25 protein-coding genes and 1 tRNA gene are annotated in these 14,918 nt (G+C 66.9%); 15 read left to right on the forward strand and 11 right to left on the reverse strand.

The window, feature by feature from the left end; all coding sequences use genetic code 11:
- Nucleotides 1-159 precede the first annotated feature (159 nt).
- From ACXN5S_RS17740 to ACXN5S_RS17755, 4 genes are all read left to right on the forward strand, one after another.
- Complete coding sequence (locus ACXN5S_RS17740) at nucleotides 160-1,779, forward strand: SulP family inorganic anion transporter (protein ID WP_458606807.1); 1,620 nt, start codon at nucleotides 160-162, stop codon at nucleotides 1,777-1,779.
- 78 nt (nucleotides 1,780-1,857) lie between these two features.
- The gene (locus ACXN5S_RS17745; protein WP_458606808.1) at nucleotides 1,858-2,169 is read left to right on the forward strand and encodes an ETC complex I subunit; all 312 of its coding nucleotides are present in this window, start codon (nucleotides 1,858-1,860) and stop codon (nucleotides 2,167-2,169) included.
- Between the two features lie 229 nt (nucleotides 2,170-2,398).
- Nucleotides 2,399-2,569 carry a hypothetical protein gene (locus ACXN5S_RS17750; RefSeq protein ID WP_458606809.1) on the forward strand — a complete coding sequence of 57 codons (171 nt, stop codon included), beginning with the start codon at nucleotides 2,399-2,401 and terminating at the stop codon, nucleotides 2,567-2,569.
- Between the two features lie 55 nt (nucleotides 2,570-2,624).
- Nucleotides 2,625-2,701 (forward strand) — tRNA-Arg (locus ACXN5S_RS17755).
- A 65-nt stretch (nucleotides 2,702-2,766) separates the two neighbouring features.
- On the opposite strand, the gene ACXN5S_RS17760 is transcribed toward ACXN5S_RS17755, so the two are convergent.
- The 11 genes from ACXN5S_RS17760 to ACXN5S_RS17810 all read right to left on the reverse strand — a co-directional run bounded on the left by ACXN5S_RS17760 (nucleotide 2,767) and on the right by ACXN5S_RS17810 (nucleotide 7,535).
- Nucleotides 2,767-3,810 carry a tyrosine-type recombinase/integrase gene (locus tag ACXN5S_RS17760; RefSeq protein WP_458606810.1) on the reverse strand — a complete coding sequence of 348 codons (1,044 nt, stop codon included), beginning with the start codon at nucleotides 3,808-3,810 and terminating at the stop codon, nucleotides 2,767-2,769.
- Nucleotides 3,780-4,049 (reverse strand): helix-turn-helix domain-containing protein, encoded by a 270-nt coding sequence (locus ACXN5S_RS17765; RefSeq protein ID WP_458606811.1) that lies wholly within the window; start codon nucleotides 4,047-4,049, stop codon nucleotides 3,780-3,782. The genes ACXN5S_RS17760 and ACXN5S_RS17765 overlap by 31 nt, the downstream gene beginning before the upstream one ends.
- A complete protein-coding gene (locus tag ACXN5S_RS17770; RefSeq protein ID WP_458606812.1) occupies nucleotides 4,046-4,498 on the reverse strand; it encodes a hypothetical protein in 453 nt (150 codons plus the stop codon). Before ACXN5S_RS17770 ends, ACXN5S_RS17765 begins: the two co-directional genes overlap by 4 nt.
- Nucleotides 4,498-4,716, reverse strand: a complete 219-nt coding sequence (locus ACXN5S_RS17775) for a hypothetical protein (protein WP_458606813.1) — start codon at nucleotides 4,714-4,716, stop codon at nucleotides 4,498-4,500. The genes ACXN5S_RS17770 and ACXN5S_RS17775 overlap by 1 nt, the downstream gene beginning before the upstream one ends.
- Before the next feature lie 96 nt (nucleotides 4,717-4,812).
- Nucleotides 4,813-5,085 (reverse strand): DUF2312 domain-containing protein, encoded by a 273-nt coding sequence (locus tag ACXN5S_RS17780; RefSeq protein ID WP_458606838.1) that lies wholly within the window; start codon nucleotides 5,083-5,085, stop codon nucleotides 4,813-4,815.
- A gap of 55 nt (nucleotides 5,086-5,140) precedes the next feature.
- Nucleotides 5,141-5,476, reverse strand: a complete 336-nt coding sequence (locus ACXN5S_RS17785; protein ID WP_458606814.1) for a DUF6378 domain-containing protein — start codon at nucleotides 5,474-5,476, stop codon at nucleotides 5,141-5,143.
- A complete protein-coding gene (locus tag ACXN5S_RS17790) occupies nucleotides 5,473-5,808 on the reverse strand; it encodes a hypothetical protein (protein WP_458606815.1) in 336 nt (111 codons plus the stop codon). Before ACXN5S_RS17790 ends, ACXN5S_RS17785 begins: the two co-directional genes overlap by 4 nt.
- Nucleotides 5,805-5,981: a hypothetical protein gene (locus tag ACXN5S_RS17795; RefSeq protein WP_458606816.1), complete on the reverse strand. Its 177-nt coding sequence runs from the start codon at nucleotides 5,979-5,981 to the stop codon at nucleotides 5,805-5,807. The genes ACXN5S_RS17790 and ACXN5S_RS17795 overlap by 4 nt, the downstream gene beginning before the upstream one ends.
- On the reverse strand, nucleotides 5,978-6,226 hold the full coding sequence (locus ACXN5S_RS17800; protein WP_458606817.1) for a hypothetical protein: 249 nt from the start codon (nucleotides 6,224-6,226) through the stop codon (nucleotides 5,978-5,980). Before ACXN5S_RS17800 ends, ACXN5S_RS17795 begins: the two co-directional genes overlap by 4 nt.
- A 214-nt stretch (nucleotides 6,227-6,440) precedes the next feature.
- Nucleotides 6,441-6,779, reverse strand: a complete 339-nt coding sequence (locus tag ACXN5S_RS17805; RefSeq protein ID WP_458606818.1) for a helix-turn-helix domain-containing protein — start codon at nucleotides 6,777-6,779, stop codon at nucleotides 6,441-6,443.
- A 498-nt stretch (nucleotides 6,780-7,277) separates the two neighbouring features.
- Complete coding sequence (locus ACXN5S_RS17810) at nucleotides 7,278-7,535, reverse strand: hypothetical protein (RefSeq protein ID WP_458606819.1); 258 nt, start codon at nucleotides 7,533-7,535, stop codon at nucleotides 7,278-7,280.
- 98 nt (nucleotides 7,536-7,633) lie between these two features.
- On the opposite strand from ACXN5S_RS17810, the gene ACXN5S_RS17815 reads away from it, so the two are divergent.
- From ACXN5S_RS17815 to ACXN5S_RS17865, 11 genes are all read left to right on the forward strand, one after another.
- Nucleotides 7,634-8,092 carry a hypothetical protein gene (locus ACXN5S_RS17815; protein ID WP_458606820.1) on the forward strand — a complete coding sequence of 153 codons (459 nt, stop codon included), beginning with the start codon at nucleotides 7,634-7,636 and terminating at the stop codon, nucleotides 8,090-8,092.
- Nucleotides 8,089-8,409, forward strand: a complete 321-nt coding sequence (locus tag ACXN5S_RS17820) for a hypothetical protein (protein ID WP_458606821.1) — start codon at nucleotides 8,089-8,091, stop codon at nucleotides 8,407-8,409. Before ACXN5S_RS17815 ends, ACXN5S_RS17820 begins: the two co-directional genes overlap by 4 nt.
- Nucleotides 8,409-8,771, forward strand: a complete 363-nt coding sequence (locus ACXN5S_RS17825; RefSeq protein ID WP_458606822.1) for a hypothetical protein — start codon at nucleotides 8,409-8,411, stop codon at nucleotides 8,769-8,771. Before ACXN5S_RS17820 ends, ACXN5S_RS17825 begins: the two co-directional genes overlap by 1 nt.
- Nucleotides 8,768-9,487 (forward strand): helix-turn-helix domain-containing protein, encoded by a 720-nt coding sequence (locus ACXN5S_RS17830; protein WP_458606823.1) that lies wholly within the window; start codon nucleotides 8,768-8,770, stop codon nucleotides 9,485-9,487. Before ACXN5S_RS17825 ends, ACXN5S_RS17830 begins: the two co-directional genes overlap by 4 nt.
- Before the next feature lie 14 nt (nucleotides 9,488-9,501).
- On the forward strand, nucleotides 9,502-10,080 hold the full coding sequence (locus tag ACXN5S_RS17835) for a hypothetical protein (RefSeq protein WP_458606824.1): 579 nt from the start codon (nucleotides 9,502-9,504) through the stop codon (nucleotides 10,078-10,080).
- The gene (locus tag ACXN5S_RS17840) at nucleotides 10,077-10,610 is read left to right on the forward strand and encodes a transcription termination/antitermination NusG family protein (protein WP_458606825.1); all 534 of its coding nucleotides are present in this window, start codon (nucleotides 10,077-10,079) and stop codon (nucleotides 10,608-10,610) included. Before ACXN5S_RS17835 ends, ACXN5S_RS17840 begins: the two co-directional genes overlap by 4 nt.
- A gap of 147 nt (nucleotides 10,611-10,757) precedes the next feature.
- Nucleotides 10,758-11,096 (forward strand): HNH endonuclease, encoded by a 339-nt coding sequence (locus ACXN5S_RS17845; RefSeq protein WP_458606826.1) that lies wholly within the window; start codon nucleotides 10,758-10,760, stop codon nucleotides 11,094-11,096.
- Nucleotides 11,097-11,178: 82 nt separating this feature from the next.
- Nucleotides 11,179-11,688: a hypothetical protein gene (locus tag ACXN5S_RS17850; RefSeq protein ID WP_458606827.1), complete on the forward strand. Its 510-nt coding sequence runs from the start codon at nucleotides 11,179-11,181 to the stop codon at nucleotides 11,686-11,688.
- Complete coding sequence (locus tag ACXN5S_RS17855; protein ID WP_458606828.1) at nucleotides 11,688-13,427, forward strand: terminase large subunit; 1,740 nt, start codon at nucleotides 11,688-11,690, stop codon at nucleotides 13,425-13,427. Before ACXN5S_RS17850 ends, ACXN5S_RS17855 begins: the two co-directional genes overlap by 1 nt.
- Nucleotides 13,428-13,503: 76 nt before the next feature.
- Entirely contained in the window at nucleotides 13,504-14,706 is a 1,203-nt protein-coding gene (locus ACXN5S_RS17860) for a phage portal protein (protein WP_458606829.1), read from the forward strand.
- Nucleotides 14,684-14,918, forward strand: a 235-nt coding sequence (locus tag ACXN5S_RS17865) for a hypothetical protein (protein WP_458606830.1), incomplete at its 3' end; no start/stop codon positions are given. The genes ACXN5S_RS17860 and ACXN5S_RS17865, both read left to right, overlap by 23 nt.

Raw genomic sequence — 14,918 nt, forward strand, 5'->3', positions numbered from 1 at the left:
CCCAGCGCCTTCCGCACGAGACGCGTCTAGGTGCCCCGCGGCCGAGTGTCCCACAAAATGCATATCTGCTATGCGCCCAGTGCACTGGCCCCTTGGGGCAGGCTTCTTTAGGGCGTCCTCTGACCCCTGACATTACTCTTTCATGCAAGGATGCAGCCTTTGGCCCGCGCCAGCCTCGCCGATTTTGCCAAACCGCTCCGCCAGTCGATCGCGCCGACGGGGCCGCTCGATGCCTCGCAGCTGCGCACCGAGCTGCTGTCGGGCTTCACGGTGGCCTTGGCGCTGGTGCCCGAGGCGGTGGCCTTTGCCTTCGTCGCCGATGTCCACCCGCTGGTGGGGCTCTATGCCGCCTTTTTCGTGGGCCTGATCACCGCGCTTTTCGGCGGCCGGCCCGGCATGATCTCTGGCGCGACCGGCGCCATGGCGGTGGTTATGGTCAGCCTCGTTCGCGAGCACGGGGTGGAATACCTCTTTGCCGCGGTGGTGCTGACCGGCCTGATCCAGATCGCGGCCGGAGTTTTCAAGCTCGGCAAGTTCATGCGGCTGGTGCCAAACCCGGTGATGCTGGGCTTCGTCAACGGCCTCGCCATCGTCATCTTCCTCGCCCAGCTCAGCCAGTTCCGCGTGCCGGGCAGCGGTGAGGCGGGCGCACATGGCGTGAGCGGCGGCGAATGGCTGTCGGGCTGGCCGATGATCCTGATGCTGCTGCTGACCGCGCTGACCATGGCGATCATCTGGGGCGTGCCGAAGCTGACGAAGGTCATCCCCGCGCCGCTCGCCGGCATCGGTGTGACGGCGCTGATCGTCATCGGCTTCGGGCTGGACGTGCCGCGGGTGGGCGACATGGCCTCCATCGCCGGCGGCCTGCCCACCTTCCACATCCCGACGGTGCCGATGACGCTTGAGACCCTAGGCATCGTGCTGCCCTACGCCTTCCTGCTCGCCTCTGTCGGGCTGATCGAGAGCCTGCTGACGCTGAACCTGGTCGGCGACATCACCGGCCAGCGTGGCGGGGCGAGCCGCGAATGTGTGGCGCAGGGCATGGCCAACACGGTGACCGGCTTCTTCGGTGGCATGGGGGGCTGCGCGATGATCGGCCAGTCGATGATCAACGTGAATTCCGGCGGCCGCACCCGTATCTCCGGCGTCTTTGCCGCGGTGTGCCTGCTGCTGTTCATCCTCTTTGCCGCGCCGCTGATCGAGCTGATCCCGCTGGCGGCGCTGGTGGGCGTGATGTTCATGGTGGTTATCGGCACCTTCGCCTGGCGCAGCTTCCGCATCCTAGGCAAGGTGCCGCGCACCGATGCGGCCGTTATCGTGCTGGTCACGGTCGTGACCGTCTTCACCGACCTCGCCACCGCCGTGATCGTCGGCGTCATCGTCTCTGCCCTCGCCTACGCCTGGGAGAACGCGGTGCGGATCCGCGCCGAGAAGGTCGATTACGAGGGTGTGCGCGTCTACCGCATCCAGGGGCCGCTGTTCTTCGGCTCTGCCCAGGGCTTCGCCGAGCTCTTCACGCCCGAGACCGACCCGGAGCTCGTCGTGGTGGATTTCGCCGGCAGCCGCGTGGCCGATCATTCTGCGCTGGAGGCAATCGACAGCATGGCGCATCGCTATGAGGCGCTGGGCAAGAAGCTGGAGCTCAAGCACCTCTCGCCCGACTGCCGCCGCCTGCTCGACCGGGCCGACCAGCTGATGGTCAGCTCCGACGACGACCCCGATTACGGCGTGGCCGTGCAATACGGCGTGCGCGTGGGGGCATTCGGCGCCGGGCATTAATGGCGGGGTGGGCGCGCTCTTGCCCGCCCGCGCCCCGCTTGGCATAAGCGGCTGACGCCTGCGAGAGGAGCCCCGCCCATGCGCGCCCGTATCTACCAGCCCGCCCGCAATGCCATGCAATCGGGCAATGCCAAGACCAAAGGCTGGGTGCTGGATTTCGTGCCCGCCACGGCCCGCTCCGTCGACCCCCTGATGGGTTGGACCTCGTCCTCTGACATGAACGCCCAGGTGAAGCTGCGCTTCGACACCAAGGACGAGGCGCTCGCCTATGCCGAGCGCCACGGCATCGACGTGCAGGTCACCGAGCCCCAGCGCCGCGCCGCCAACATCCGCGCCGGCGGCTACGGCGAGAATTTCGCCACCAGCCGCCGCGGCCCCTGGACGCATTGAGGCCGGGGGAGGCACGCGTTCTTGGGCGTGGCTCCGGGTTTTGGACGAGCAATTCCGCTCCCTTAGCCAATCCTAATCGTCGGCACCCGTGATTTTGCGGCAAAGGTGGCGCGAATCGGCCACGTCCGCTGTGAGATCGCTGAAACCGGGCTTGCCGGGCCGCGCCGCACCTGCTCTGGATGGCGCCACATAATATCCCCGCTTGAACGGGGTGGAAGGAGCAGGACACATGGTACGCTGGATCGCCATCATCATCATCATTGTCGCTATTCTGATTGCGGCTGATGTCTATTTCGGCCTCTTCAACGGTGCCTTCTCGGGCATCTTCGGGATGGAGCCGGAAGGCGCGGTGGTCGTCGATGACGACGCCGTGGTCGTTGACCCCGCCGTCAACGAGTAAACCGCCCGTAGGGGCTGGCATGGCACGCGGCGCCGGTTTATCCCGGCGCCCGTGCGGTCCCGTAGCTCAACTGGATAGAGCAGCCGACTTCTAATCGGCAGGCTGAGGGTTCGAGTCCTTCCGGGACCGCCAGTCCGGCGTCAGCGCTAGAAAAATCAAACAGTTATGGGGCGGTTTTGTAAACAAGCCGATCTGGTTTACAGCGCAGCCCCCATCCCGCCCTTCAGAGCGAACACATTTCGCCTAGAAGCGCGCCGCGTGTAGCGTTCCACTTCCTCCAGCGTGACGTGCCCCACCCATGTCTGCATCGCCAGCAGCGGCACGCCGTACTCGGCGAGTTGGTTCATCCGGTACTTCCGCAGTCCATGTGCCGTGAGGCGCTCCAGGCCGGCGTCGCGAGCGGCTTCGGCAAACCAGCCGGAGACGGCTTTATGTGAGCGGGCGCCACCGCCCTGCTTGGTAAGATAGACCATGTCGTTGCCGCTCAAGCAGGCAAAGAGGTCCCTTCGCTGTGCCTCCAGCCCGAAGGCCGGCGCGGTCCAGGGTATGTTCACCTCGCCGCCGGTCTTGCGCTGGTGAAAGCGCAAGAGGCCCTCGGGCGTGACCATGCCGGGGCCGAGGCGCACGAGATCTACACAGCGGGCCCCGGTCCATTGCAGGAGCTCGCAGGCAAGGCGCTGCGGTGTGCCGATGGCCCATGTCTCCCGGAAGCGCGCCAGGTCGGCGGGCACCCATTCCTTGTGGCCCTCCGTCTGCCGGCGGACGGGGCCCTTCACGCCGTCGGTCGGGTCGGTGATAACGAAGCCCTTCCGCTTCCAGAACGGGCCCAGCTTCCGCCAGGCCTTCCGCCGACTCGCGGCGACCGCCGGTGGCAGCGCCGCGAGGTCGTCCTCGACATGGCGCTGCTGGAGATCTCGGAGCATCGCCCCTTCTCCCTGCCGCGCGATGGCGTCGACGTGGCGCCGGATCACCGGGCGGTAGACATCGGAGAGGGACAGGTAGTCACGGCTGGCGAGGTAGGCGGTACAGCCGGCGTGAACAGTGCCGGGCTTCGCTCGCGCCGTCACCGGCGGCCGTTTGCCTTCCTCGGCCTGCCATGCGGCCACAAAATCGGGGTGGTCCTCAGGGATGTCGTTCGGCAGCGGCGCGCGGCTGACGCGGTGGTACTTGAAGACCTTGCCGCCTTTCCGCACCCGGTGGACGCGGGGCATCATGAAGCTTTCCCGAAGGCTCCGTCGCATGTGTTCGATCCTTCGCCGCCGTGTTCATAGGGGAGGGCATCCGCGTAGGCGTCAAGGTCGGCGCGTTCGTAGAGGCGCTTTGCGCCAAGTTCCTTGCGCGGGATGGAAAGCGTCCGCAGTGTGCTCTCCGAGACTCCCAGATATGCCGCCGCGAGCGGCGAGGGCAGAAGCCGGGGCGTGATGGCGCGGATGTCAGGCATCGCCTTCAACGGTAATTTGTTCGGATCGATACGCTTCATGCTGCCACTCCCGCGCCCGCCAGGACGCGCCCGGCGGTGAGCCGGTTTGCCGCATCGTTGCTGATGGCGATGACGAGATTGGCCCAGTCCCAGCGGGCGGCCATCGGCAGCGCCACTACCGGCGTCACCGCCAGCCAGCGTAGCTGAGCGCGCAGGCGCACGAGGTCTCCGGGATCTGCCGGCGCCTCGTAGCCGCCGATCGCGGTGCGGGCGACGCAGCGCCATAGATCGGCAGCCTGCATGGGCGTGGGCGCGGTTGCGGTGAGCTCATGAATGTGGAACTGCGCCATTGCCCGCACCTCTCCCGTCTCCAGCGCCTTGAAGTCGGCACGGGGAAAGTGGCCGCCCTGTTCAAGGATCTCGGTGACCAGGCGTTCGGGCATGTCCTTTACCGGCATCCGGTCGAGCTCGTCGGAGAGCCGGTTTAGCGTGTCGAAGATCTCGTGCATCAGAAGAGCTCTCCCGTGGTGGTGGCGGCGCCGGGCCGGATGACCTCGATTGCCTCAAGAAGGACGAAGGGCGCGTCATTCTGCTCGGCCAGGCGCGTAGCGGCGGCGAGCGCATCTGCACGCGAGCTGTAGCGCTGCCGGGGCTCGGTCTTGTCGCCCTGGCGGCGGGGCTGGCGGGCGATCATCCAGAAGCGGGCGAAGGCGGGCAGGTCAGCCATGGGGAGAACTCCTCTGCCGGCGGATGCCCGCGCCGGACGCGTGAGTGGTGGGCGGCGGGGTGGAGGAGCCCCAGGCATCGCCGCAACTGGGAAAGGTCACATGCCGAGCGAGGAGAGGTATAGCTCCATGACGGATTCCTCTTCGGCGATGTCATCGGCGTCGCGTTTGCGGCGGGCGATGATCTTGCGGATGACCTTGGTGTTGAAACCGCGGCCCTTGGCCTCGGCCATCACCTCTTTCTGGGCGTCGACGACGTCCTTCTTTTCGGCATCGAGCCGCTCGTAGCGTTCGATGAAGGCGCGCAGCTCGGCGCCGGTGGCGCTGATGACCGGCTTCTGGGCCGCGTCGAAGTCGGGGTCGGATTTCATCTGGCCGTCAGGCATGGAAGGCTCCTCGGAAGGGATGAGAGAAGGGGATCGGGGCTTATTCGCTGCTGGGCATGCAGAGGCTCTCAGGCGGTCCGCTGTGCTGCCGGGGTGCCCGCTCGACCGGCGCTCCGGCGACTTCACCGCCGAGGCCGGCATAGCCGGCCAGGTCGACCCAGTTGTCGCCATGGCCGGGGTTGTTCCAGGCGCGCACGATCTTCAGCTGCGCCAGCATGAGCGCCACCTGGGCCGGGGTGATGGCGGCGCCGGTGAGAGCAGACCAGAGCGCGGCAAGCTGGCCAAAGCTCCGCTCGGCCGAGCCGTGCGTGGCAGCGCGATCCACGGTCACCGCGCGGTTGGCCTCGGCCAGGATGATGGTGCGAGGCTGGGTCATGCTGCCCCCGCCTGGGCTTCGCCGTAGAGGCGATCCACCCGCGCGCACCAATCGTCGATGGCGCCCGAGATGCTGTCGCCCTGAGCGCCGATGGCGAGAAGGTCGATGATCTGCCAGCCGCCCTGAACCGGCGCGAGCATGGGCGGCGCAAGGTGGAGCCCGCGCGCGGCGGCAAGGTCACGCAGCAGGCTCATCTCGGAGAGCAGGACCCGCTCGGCTGTGCCGATGCCGTCTCGCAGGGCATCCGCTGCTGTGAGGCGCATCTCGCGGAGCTGGACGCGCTCAGAGGCGGTGAACCCCTCGTTGGGGTCGTAGGGCAGGGCGCCGGTCATACCCGTCCCCCTTGGATGACACGCAGCTTCGGGCGCAGCTGGCGCCGGCGGGTGCCGTACCAGGTGGCGGTGACCAGCCGCGCCAGAGCGACAAGGGAGGGGCGGTACTGATCGGGCGCCGCCAGAACGGCGCGCGCATCGATGACGGCGCGGGGCGGAGCGGAGCGGGTCATGCCAGCACCGCCAGCAGGATCGTGCAGAGTAGTACGGCGACCGCGGGCGCCGTCGCCAGCGTCATGGGCGCCCAGCCCGGCATCCGCGGATGAAACCAGCCTCCAGACCCGTAGTAGGACGCGCCGCAGCGCGGGCAGTCAGCGATCTTCGCGAGGGTGTCGCGGCGCCAGACCATCTGGTGCCGGCAGAACAGCGCGCGGCTCCAGTGGTGGCGGTTGCGAGGGCGGGCGGCGGGTGAAGGCATGTGGGCTCCATCGAGTGGCCGATGGACTGCAGAAATAAGGGACAAATATCCCCTGTCAAGAGATATTGGGGATATTTATACCCATCAGCGCGGTCGGGCTCGATTCGAGGCGACGATCACCGGCTGCACGTTGACTCAAGTTAGGATGAGTTGCCGCTCGATTTGTTCATGTTATGTTCTAGGGAGGAGGCGCGCGTGGGAGAGTCGGAGATCGTCAAACGTTTGGATCAGATTGCTTCTGAGCGCGACGCATTGCGTCGAGACGCGCTTCTACAAGTTTTTCTATCGTCTGACGCTCTTCTGGCTCTAGCTGAGATAGAGCTCGAACTAAGTCGATACGGTCTGACGGTAATTCGCCTTCTATCATCTGCTCGACAGTGAGTCCAAGGAAGGCGGCGATCCTCACTGCATCGTCGACGTTGGTCGATGAGCTTTTTCCTTGCTTTACTTTTTTCAGCTGTTCGTATGACACACCGGCCCCTTCGGCGATCCGCCTGAGCGAGATACCGGACTCCTCAGAGATGCGCAGCAAGGCTTCGCGAAAGGTTGCCATGCGGGAAAAATATCCCGCCTTACCTCGATCCGTTAGGCGACAAATGTCCCTTGACCGGTAGGGATAAATATCCCTAATTGTGGTGCATGACATCCGCCGACCTCAAAATCCTCATAGAACTAGAAGCAGCCTCTCGCGGACTGGCGCCTGCCACGCTGTGTCGCTTGGCAGTTGGCAACAACAGGCTACACAAGACTCTCTGTAACGGAGGGAGCTGCACACTCGATGTAGCGCAGCGTCTCTCCACCTGGCTCGCATCAAATCCTGCGCCGGTCAGCCGGCAGCCTGATGACCGAAAGGCAATCGCTTCGTCATCGATGACGCGGTGACGGGATGACCGAAAATATCCGCACATATTTATCTTCTGCCACTCGCGGCGGCGCCAGCGAAGGAAAACCGCTTGCGGGTGAGATCGCGCCGGCCCTGGCGGACGGGCGGGCGCGCGGGCAGGGGGCGGGGCACCGGGCCGGAGAGCCCTGGCCTCGCCTTGTCCGGCCCTCACTCGGCCTCATACGCAAATCGGAACCGGTGAACCGTGCGCGGCGGCGGTTGCTCGCCGCGATGAACGGCCAGCTGCCGGGCCAACTCGTCGTTGATGTACGCCCGGGCAATAACGATCGCCTCGCTCTTCGGGGCCCAGTTTTCGCAGCGATCGCAGCCGACGATGTCGTCTGCACCGCCTCGATGAACCAGGTGCCCGCGGCAATGCCCGCAGAGGATCTGGTAGATCGCGAAAGTTGCACTGCTTCCGGGCAAACCCTTCCCCCTCAACCGGACACACGCACCACAGAGGTCAGCCTTCGGGAGCAATGCTATTGCGAGAGGCTGCCCTTACGTCAAATAAGGGTCTAACGATGGTTTCGGTTCCATTGGCCCACGCGGCCATCTTTCGCGAACTCGTCAGCCGCCTCGGCGGCGCAGAAGCCGCCGCGGCTGTCTGCCAGGCCAGCGGGCACACCACCACGACCTCGACCATCAGCCGCATGGCGTCGGGCCAGATCGCGGTGTCGGTCGATGCGCTGATCGTCGTTGAGGACGCGCTCGGCGAATACCCCTTCACGCGTCTGGCGGCTGGCCGCCTGGACGATCCGCCGCCGTTCAAGCACCGGCGGGAGGTCTCGCTGCCGCAGCTGATTGGAGATCTCGCGATGCAGGGCGGCGGCGCTACCGCGGCATTGATCGATGCCATCAACCCGAAGGGCCCCGGCGGGGCCACGCTGACGCCAGCCGAGCGCGCGGCGACCGCAGCGCGCCTGCGCACCCTGATCGATTGCGCCAGCCGCGCGGTGGCGATGGTGGAGGCGGGCGAATGATCCATGGGCGCAACGTGGTTCTTCGCGAGACGGCGCTCCAGGTGGCCGGCGCGGCACCCGAACGCCGCGATCCTCTTCGCGCGCTCTGGCTGGAGGTCCTGCGCGCGGGCATCGCCGACGCGTTTCGCTGCGAGCTGGGTGACGGCCATGTAGGAGCTTCGGGGTGGCTCGGCTCGCGCGACTTCCACATGGTTGCATCTTTGGCCGGGCTGGACGGCCCGGCGCTGATGGCGCGCCTGCGGAATCTGCTCGCCTCACCGGAGCAGGTGCGGGCGGCGCTGGCCGAGCTTGTTCCTCGGGGTGCGAGGTATCATTGATGACGGCCTCCGTCCTTCCCCACGCTCAATCCGATCCCGAGTCGGACCACCCTGTCATTCCGGCGGCGGATCTGGATCCCGAAGCCTGCCGCCGGCTCTGGATCGCAGTCTTGCGCGCCTGCATTGCCGCGGTGGCCTACCGCGCCGCTGGGCGAAAGATGACCACCCGGGCCCACGCGCTCGGAATCGACCGGGTCAGCCCGTCCTGGATCGGGAGCCGCGATTTCCACCTGGTCGCCTCGCTGGCCGGCCTCGACGGCAAGGCGCTGGCCGGACGGCTCAAGGTGCAACTCGCCTGTCCCGGCGCGGCTGCGGCCCTCCTCGATGTGCTGCAGGAACCGCAGGATCGGAGGACCGCATGACCGGCGACGCGGCTCTGCGCGCCATCACGCCTGAGGAATGGCCCTCGCGGCGTTTCCAGTGGATGGAGGCGGTGAGGCTCGACTCTGAGCTCTCCGACCGGGCTGCGCGGGTGGCGCAGGTGCTCGCGCTCGACTTCGCAAACCACCGGACTGGGGAGTGTTTCGCGGGGCCCGCCGCAATCGCCAAGCTCATGGGGCGGTCGCCAGATTCCGTGAAGCGATCCCTTGGAGACCTGGAGGCGGCCGGATGGATCGTCTGGACCCGTCGAAGTGGGGCTGGGCGCGGCAATCTCGGCAGTATCGACTTCCTCTCCCGGGCGCGGATCGTTGAGCTTCCGAGGAGTGGAAAAGGGGGCAAAGTTGCCCCCTTAAATCGGCCTATAAAAGGGGGCAGCTCTGCCGGGTTTTCTGGACGCGAAAAGGGGGCAGAGGTGCCCCGTTTTGGCGAGTCCGAAAAGGGGGCAGTTTTGCCGGGAAAAGGGGGCAGTTCTGCTTTTCCCCCCACACCCCCCTATAAGGATAAACCATATTCTAACCATAAGGGCGACGCCGACGGCAGCGCCCGCTTCTGGGCCGAGCAGATCACCGCGGAACGGTACGTTCCCGTCAGTGCCCTCACCAACACGATCGTCGATCGGATGCTGGCCCTGAAGCTCGTCGAGCGCACCGCGCTCGAGCGGCTCGGTGTCGTCCCGCGTCTGCCGTCGAAAAGCTGAGAAAGGGGCAAGACATGGCTGAGACCGAGACCAACCGCGACCGGGTGCGGCGTCTGCTCTACGCGCCGCTCGGCTTCCGGACGAAGCGCGGCGAGGATGCCGAGGCGCATGGCCGCCTGCTCGACGGGCTGGCCGACGACCTGGCCTATCTGAGCGATGACGATCTGAAGACGCTGCGCCGCATGGTCGAAGTGCATGGGGATGGGGCCAAGCGCGACATCTGGCCCTCGATGGCCACCTTCCGGGGCCTGGCGCAAATCGTCCGCCCTAGGCCGCTGGCCGAGCTACCGGCACTGCGCAGCTGGTTCGCCTCGGTCGAGGGGCCGCGCGCCCGGGCGGCGGGCACGCTCGTCGAGACGGCGCAGTTCTTCGAGCGCAAGCGGGTTCCGCCCTACAAGCCGGGCGATCGGCAGCTGATCCTGGAGCGGGCGCAGGAGAATGGCCGGCGCCTCGCCCTGATCGAAGAGCGCAAGGCGGGCGGCTGGTCGCTGACAGATGACGACGTCGCATGGGCCCGCGCCTACAAGGCGCAACGCGCCTGGGCGGAAGCCCTGATCGACGAGCTGGCGAGAGAGAAGGGGACTGCGGCGTGACTGCATGGATCGGATATGCGCGGACCGGCCGGGAGCAAGAGGTTGCCGACGACCTTCGCGAGGCCGGGATCGCCGTGAGACTGGCGCTTCAGGTGGTGCCCATCCGCCAGGGGAAGCGTCGGTGGCCAGATCCGGTTATCACGCCGCTCTGGCCCAACTACCTGTTCTTCCCGGACCTCGCCGATGAGCAATGGGGTGTGGTGACCGAACATCGGCACGTGGCCCAGACACTTCTGATGGTGCCTCGGTCAGCTTGGGTGAAAGGGATCGCGCCCACTCTCGCCGGGATCGAACGCGACTTCGCAGCGCGCCTGGAGGCGATCCAGGCTGGCGAGCGGGTGGAAGAGTACGTGGCTGGCGATGTGGTCGAGGTAATCGGCGGCGCGTTCGCTGGCACGTTTGCCACCTATCGTAGGCTCGTCGAGCGAGCAGAGGACGGTCTCCCGCAGTTGATGGCCGAGGTCCCTTTGCTGGGACGGGTGCACGAGGTTCGCATTGATCCGCTGAATGCCCGGCGCGTGAGGGCTTGACTGGATGCTTCGACCTATGAAAGCACTAGGAGCAGAGATCGCACCAGGATATCTCCGGTCGGTCCGCAGCCTGCCTTCCCCCGATCGGGTCTCGGCAGCGCCAGTGCGTAAGCTATGTCCTGACATTCCGAACCGCGCGCTGACCTGATGGGTCGGCTCAAGACGCTCAAGCCCGATCTGCGCCGCGCGCCGGCGCGCCTGGGCTTTCTGCCGAGAGATGTCGAGGAGCGGCGGTCGAACCCGCTGCGCCACCTCTACAAGACGGGCCGCTGGCAGCGCCTTCGCTGGAAAGTGCTGACCCGCGATCTCTTCACCTGCCGCCGGTGCCACAGGCTGGAGGCGGACACCTCGCTCCTCGTCGCCGACCACGTCATTCCGCATCGCGGCGATGAGGCGCTGTTCTGGGATGAGGACAACCTGCAATGCCTCTGCACGACCTGCCACGACGGGGCAAAGCAGAGGGAAGAGGCCGCCGCCCGCCGCTGAGGGGGAGGGGGGCCCAAAAGTCCGGGAGGCCATCCGGCCTAGACCGGCACCATTCCCCCACGCGGAGAATTTTTTTCACACCATGACGAAGTTTTCGGACGATCGCGAGACCGACCTCTTCGGCAATCCCGTCAGGGAGCGCCACGGCAAGCGTGGGCGGCCGGCTCTGGAGCTGACCTCGGAGGACCGCGACATGGTCGAAGCTGCTTGTGTGCGCGGCTGGAGCAACGCCCGCATCGCGAAATCCGTCGGGATCTCCGACGCCTCGCTGAAGCGGTATTTTAGAGCCACCCTGAAAGATCGCGACACGGCCCGCGACCGGATGGAGCTGGCGATCTTCGCGACGACGGCGCGGGCCGCGATCGAAGAGGGCAGCGCCTCGCACATGCGCCAGCTGCGCGACATGCTCGACCGCGACGCCCGCCTCGCCGCCGACCGCAACATCGCCGAGCGCCGGGCCGAGGACGAAGAGGAAGCGCCGGTGGCGCCGGGCAAAAAGGCGGCGCGCCTGGCAGAGGCCAAGTCCGCCGGCGGCGATGCCTGGGGCGACGATCTCCTCGGGCATCTCGGGCCCCAGGCGAAGCCGCACTGATGGGCGCGCCTGTCCGCTCCGCCGCCTGGGGTACCGCCGTCCCGGCCTGGCAAGACATGATCCGGGACCGGCGCACGCCGATGCCGGCGCTGCCGCTCTTCGAGGCCGAGGCCGAGAGGGCCGTGCGCATCTTCAAGCGGCTGCGCATCCCCGACGTGCCGGGCATGCCGACCAACGGGGAAGCTTGCGAGCCTTGGGTCTTCGATCTGGTGCGGGCCATCTTCGGCTCCTACGACCGCGAGACCAAGCGGCGCATGCTGCGCGAGATTTTTTTGCTCGTGCCAAAGAAGAACGCCAAGAGCGCCATGGCGGCGGCAATTATTGTCACCGCGGCCATCCTCAACGAGCGGCCCGAGGCGGAGCTCCTCCTGATCGCGCCGACGATGACGATCGCCAAAATTGCCTTCAAGCAGGCCTGGGGCATCATCCGGGCCGATGCCGAACTGGAGAAGCTGTTCCACGTCCGCGAGCACATGCGGACGATCACCCACCTGGTGAGCCGAGCCGAGATCGCCATCAAGGCGGCGGACACCGACGCTATCACCGGCGGCAAGGCGACCTACACGCTGATCGACGAGACGCATGAGTTCGCCAAGAAGTCGAAGGCGGCGGATGTGTTCATCGAGATCCGGGGCGCCCTGGCCTCGCGGCCCGATGGCTTCCTGATGCAGATCACGACGCAGTCGAAGGAGCCGCCGGCGGGGGTCTTCAAGGCCGAGCTGACGCGAGCCCGGGCGGTGCGCGACGGCAAGATCGAGCTGCCGATCCTGCCGGTGCTCTACGAGCTGCCGCCCGACCTCGCCGAGGAGTGGCGCAATCCTGAGACCTGGGGGCTCGTGAACCCCAACCTCGGCGTCTCGGTCGATGGGACCTTCCTGGCCGATCAGCTCCGCGCCGCGACCGAAGACGGCCCCGCTGCGCTGGCGCTGCTCGCCTCGCAGCATTTTAATGTCGAGGTGGGCGTCGGCCTGAAGGGCGACAGCTGGATCGGGGCCGAGTACTGGGCCGGCGCGAGCTTCTGCGGCACGGGCCGCAGCCGCGAGGAAGACGCTCCCTGTGGGCTCGCCGCCCTCGAAGCGCTCATCGCCCGCGTCGAGGTGGCCGTGGTCGGCATCGATGGCGGCGGTCTCGATGACCTCCTCGGCCTCTCCGTCTTCGGGCGGGATCGCGAGACCAGCGAATGGATCGCGTGGTTCCGGGCCTGGGCACAGTCCGATGTGTTCGAGCGCCGCAAGGAGATCTCCGCCCGGCTGCTCGACTTCGAGAAGGACGGCGATCTCGTCCTCCTCGGGCCGGACAATCCCGCCGGCGACATCGAGGAGATCGCCGAGATCGTTGGCCGGCTGCTGGATGCGGACCTCCTGCCCGAGAAGGCGGCGATCGGGCTCGACCCGGCGGGCGTCTCGGCCATCGTCGATGAGCTCGACGCGCTCGGCATTGCTGACGGCCAGATGGTGGCGATCGGGCAGGGCTACCGGCTCTCGCCTGCGATCTGGGGAATGGAGCGGGCCCTGAAGGCCAGGAAGGTCCGGCATTACGGGCAGCCTCTGATGGACTGGGTTCTCGGCAATGCCAAGACAGAGCAAAGGGGGTCGGCCGTCGTGGTGACCAAGGAAGCGGCCGGCAAGGCCAAGATCGACCCGCTCGTTGCGGGCTTCAACGCCTTCCAGCTCATGGCCCGCAATCCGGTGGGGAAGGGTCCGTCCGTCTACGACTCCCGTGGCATCCTGGTGGTCTGACGACGTGGGCTTCCTAGGTCTCTTCAAGTCTGCGCCCGCTCCAACAGCCGCAGCGCCCGGTGCCGGCCCGCGTGCCATGGCCGGCGAGGGGGCCGAGTTCCTCGGCCTCGACGATCCGCGGCTGCTGGAGTTCATCCGCGGCGGGGCAGGGACCCAGACCCAATCCGGGGCCTCGGTCAACGCGAAGACGGCGCTGCGCAATACCACCGTCCTGCGCTGCGTCTCGCTGATCAGTTTTGCGGTCGGCATGCTGCCGCTTCACCTGCATCGGAAGGCGGATGCCGAGAAGGCGTCGGACCATCCGCTCTTCCGCCTCCTGCACCGCCGGCCCAATGCCTGGCAGACTGCCTTCGAGTTCCGCTCGCTCATGCAGCAGCGCGCCCTCATCGACGGCGACGCCTTCGCGCTGAAGGTGATGAGCGGGCGCCGCGTGATCCAGTTGGTGCCGATCGCCAATGCCCGCGTGACGGTCAAGCAGCGGGCCGACTGGAGCCTCGAGTACCGCGTGCGTCGGGATGGCCACCCGGAAGCCATCTATACCAGCTCGGAGATCTTCCACCTGCGCTACGGCATGAGCGAGGATGGCATCACCGGCCTGTCGCTCGTGCGCCAGGCGGCCGAAGCGATCGGGCTGGCGCTGCAAGCCGAGCGGGCCTCGGCGCGGCTCTTCCGGCAGGGGGTGATTGCGGGGCAGGTGCTCCGGCACCCGGGCAAGCTCTCGCCCGAAGCCTTCGAACGGCTCCGCGACAGCATGGCGGAGCACGAGGGGGCGTCCAACGCCCACCGCACCAAGATCCTCGAGGAGGGGATGGAGCTCGACGGGGGCGGCATGTCCGGCCGGGACAGCGAGGCGACCGCGCAGCGCAAGCTGCAGATCGAAGAGATCGCCCGCCCCTTCGGCGTGCCGCGTCCGCTGCTGGCCGTCGATGACACCTCCTGGGGCTCGGGCATCGATGTGCTCGGCCAGTTCTTCGTACGCTACGGCCTCTCGCCCTGGTTCGAGGCCTGGCAGCAGGCCATCGAGCGCGACCTGCTGACCGAGGAAGAGCAGGACCTCTACGAGGCCAAGTTCAACGCCGGGGCGCTTCTGCGCGGCTCGATGAAGGACCAGGCCGATTTCTTTGCCAAGGGTCTTGGGGCCGGCGGACATCAACCCTTCCTCGAGGTCGACGAGGTGCGCGGCTGGCTGGATCTGCCGCATAGCGACAACCTGCCGCCCCGCCTCAGCGCGGCCACCCTTCCGAAAGGAAATGACGATGAGCCTCCGCAAGCTGCCTGAGATCAAGGCGTTCCAGAAATCCGAGGCGCTGGTGTTCGAGGCCCCAGAGGACACGGTGGATGCGTTCGATCCGACCGTCGTCGCAGCCGCCCAGGGCGATGACGCGGAGATCTCGATCTACGGTCAGATCGGTCTGGACCCGATGACCGCGACCGACAACACGGAGCGCCGGATCAGTGCCGCACTGCGGTCCATCGGCAAGCGCGACATTA

It is taken from the genome of Pseudoroseicyclus sp. H15 (genome assembly GCF_054353345.1).

What these genes read in the sequence shown, in the direction of transcription:
- ACXN5S_RS17855 (WP_458606828.1), top strand. Translation starts at nt 11,688, where the DNA reads ATGGGCGCGCCTGTCCGCTCCGCCGCCTGGGGTACCGCCGTCCCGGCC.
- ACXN5S_RS17835 (WP_458606824.1), top strand. Translation starts at nt 9,502, where the DNA reads ATGGCTGAGACCGAGACCAACCGCGACCGGGTGCGGCGTCTGCTCTAC.
- ACXN5S_RS17765 (WP_458606811.1), bottom strand. Translation starts at nt 4,049, where the DNA reads ATGAAGCGTATCGATCCGAACAAATTACCGTTGAAGGCGATGCCTGAC.
- ACXN5S_RS17760 (WP_458606810.1), bottom strand. Translation starts at nt 3,810, where the DNA reads ATGCGACGGAGCCTTCGGGAAAGCTTCATGATGCCCCGCGTCCACCGG.
- ACXN5S_RS17830 (WP_458606823.1), top strand. Translation starts at nt 8,768, where the DNA reads ATGACCGGCGACGCGGCTCTGCGCGCCATCACGCCTGAGGAATGGCCC.
- ACXN5S_RS17815 (WP_458606820.1), top strand. Translation starts at nt 7,634, where the DNA reads ATGGTTTCGGTTCCATTGGCCCACGCGGCCATCTTTCGCGAACTCGTC.
- ACXN5S_RS17745 (WP_458606808.1), top strand. Translation starts at nt 1,858, where the DNA reads ATGCGCGCCCGTATCTACCAGCCCGCCCGCAATGCCATGCAATCGGGC.
- ACXN5S_RS17850 (WP_458606827.1), top strand. Translation starts at nt 11,179, where the DNA reads ATGACGAAGTTTTCGGACGATCGCGAGACCGACCTCTTCGGCAATCCC.
- ACXN5S_RS17785 (WP_458606814.1), bottom strand. Translation starts at nt 5,476, where the DNA reads ATGACCCAGCCTCGCACCATCATCCTGGCCGAGGCCAACCGCGCGGTG.
- ACXN5S_RS17790 (WP_458606815.1), bottom strand. Translation starts at nt 5,808, where the DNA reads ATGACCGGCGCCCTGCCCTACGACCCCAACGAGGGGTTCACCGCCTCT.
- ACXN5S_RS17820 (WP_458606821.1), top strand. Translation starts at nt 8,089, where the DNA reads ATGATCCATGGGCGCAACGTGGTTCTTCGCGAGACGGCGCTCCAGGTG.
- ACXN5S_RS17825 (WP_458606822.1), top strand. Translation starts at nt 8,409, where the DNA reads ATGACGGCCTCCGTCCTTCCCCACGCTCAATCCGATCCCGAGTCGGAC.
- ACXN5S_RS17770 (WP_458606812.1), bottom strand. Translation starts at nt 4,498, where the DNA reads ATGCACGAGATCTTCGACACGCTAAACCGGCTCTCCGACGAGCTCGAC.
- ACXN5S_RS17775 (WP_458606813.1), bottom strand. Translation starts at nt 4,716, where the DNA reads ATGGCTGACCTGCCCGCCTTCGCCCGCTTCTGGATGATCGCCCGCCAG.
- ACXN5S_RS17805 (WP_458606818.1), bottom strand. Translation starts at nt 6,779, where the DNA reads ATGGCAACCTTTCGCGAAGCCTTGCTGCGCATCTCTGAGGAGTCCGGT.
- ACXN5S_RS17845 (WP_458606826.1), top strand. Translation starts at nt 10,758, where the DNA reads ATGGGTCGGCTCAAGACGCTCAAGCCCGATCTGCGCCGCGCGCCGGCG.
- ACXN5S_RS17860 (WP_458606829.1), top strand. Translation starts at nt 13,504, where the DNA reads ATGGCCGGCGAGGGGGCCGAGTTCCTCGGCCTCGACGATCCGCGGCTG.
- ACXN5S_RS17750 (WP_458606809.1), top strand. Translation starts at nt 2,399, where the DNA reads ATGGTACGCTGGATCGCCATCATCATCATCATTGTCGCTATTCTGATT.
- ACXN5S_RS17800 (WP_458606817.1), bottom strand. Translation starts at nt 6,226, where the DNA reads ATGCCTTCACCCGCCGCCCGCCCTCGCAACCGCCACCACTGGAGCCGC.
- ACXN5S_RS17795 (WP_458606816.1), bottom strand. Translation starts at nt 5,981, where the DNA reads ATGACCCGCTCCGCTCCGCCCCGCGCCGTCATCGATGCGCGCGCCGTT.
- ACXN5S_RS17780 (WP_458606838.1), bottom strand. Translation starts at nt 5,085, where the DNA reads ATGAAATCCGACCCCGACTTCGACGCGGCCCAGAAGCCGGTCATCAGC.